This is a genomic window from Bacillus sp. P4_D3 (assembly GCF_056401855.1).
The window spans coordinates 1-941 of the sequence record NZ_JBFUIN010001017.1 but is presented as its reverse complement, the minus strand read 5'-3'; the positions used below and the strand labels follow the sequence as shown (position 1 = coordinate 941).

The following is a 941-nucleotide window of genomic DNA, read 5'->3' as shown; positions in this document are numbered from 1 at the left end:
GGATATACTAGATGTTCATATAAAGGCGCTAATTTTTTATATAAGGAGAATAAACATGTTAAATCTAACGGTCCATCCATCATGTACACATCTTCATCTTTTACTTCCAACACCTCATACAATAACGCTAACACTCTTTCATCAATGTGTTCTTTACCAACTTCTAAACGAACGGCAGCTCCCCACTTACGCTTTTTCAATTCTTTTTCAATTACTTTTAATAAATCGCGTGCACCTTCTTCATGGATTGTTAAATCCGCATTACGTGTAATACGGAAACGAGTAACAGGTGATACGTTATATCCTGTGAATAATTTATGAGTAAAACCACTAATTACATCTTCTAATAAAATAAATTTATGTTTTTGCCCTTCACTCGGTAAAAATATGAAACGCTCCAGTAAAGAAGGCACTTGGACAATTCCTAACTTCGTGCGATTTTCTTCCTCTGCCTGCTTCTCATCGTATAAAATAGTAGCTAAATTCAAGCTTTTATTTAATAACATAGGAAATGGACGATACGCATCAATAGCTACAGGAGTTAACACTGGAAAGATTTGTTCATCAAAATACTCTTCGATAAATTCCCTCTGCTCTTTCGTCAAATCATGGAATGTTAGACGCTCAATCCCCTCTAGTTCAAGCGCTGGCAATACGTAACCTTTAAACGTATCATACTGTACAGTCATTAAGTCATGAGCTTTTATCGCAATCTTATTTAATTGTTTCTTCGGTGTTAAACCTGCTTTATTTTCTGGCTGATTAAATCCAGCACTTACTTGATCTTTCAAACCTGCTACGCGCACCATAAAAAATTCATCTAAATTTGAACTGAAAATACTAATAAACTTTAATCTTTCTAAAAGTGGATTATTTTCATCTTGCGCTTCTTGTAGTACACGTTCATTAAAAGCTAACCAGCTCAACTCGCGGTTATTATA

Annotated in this window: 1 pseudogene; it reads right to left on the bottom strand. The window is 34.6% G+C overall.

From position 1 onward, the window contains the following. Positions 1–941 (bottom strand): annotated as a pseudogene (locus AC1DTM_RS28840) (polyphosphate kinase); the annotation flags it as partial.